This window comes from Microbacterium testaceum (assembly GCF_020781835.1).
In the GTDB taxonomy this organism is placed as follows: domain Bacteria; phylum Actinomycetota; class Actinomycetes; order Actinomycetales; family Microbacteriaceae; genus Microbacterium; species Microbacterium testaceum_H.
This window is the reverse complement of sequence record NZ_JAJGNJ010000066.1, coordinates 1-221: the sequence shown is the minus strand read 5'-3', so window position 1 is coordinate 221 and position 221 is coordinate 1. Positions and strand designations below refer to the sequence as shown.

The window sequence follows — 221 nt, the reverse complement described above, 5'->3', positions numbered from 1 at the left end:
GAGATGGAGCGGTTCATCCGCGAAGCCGTCGGCCTGCTCGAAGAGATGCCCGACGTCATGCTCGAGATCAACGACCGTCGGTACGCCGCCGAGCGCGCCTACTCGCGGAAGAAGAACGAGCACCTCGCCGGCTACGGCAAGTCGGGTGTCCCCGCGACGTTCGCCCGCGCCCAAGCCGAGGTGGACTCCCTCGCCGAGCTCGAGACCTGGCACAACACGAA

1 protein-coding gene is annotated in these 221 nt (G+C 67.0%); it reads left to right on the top strand.

Features of this window, described 5'->3' with window-relative positions:
- A partial coding sequence (locus LL239_RS17655; protein WP_228164628.1) for a hypothetical protein occupies positions 1-221 on the top strand: 221 nt, incomplete at both ends.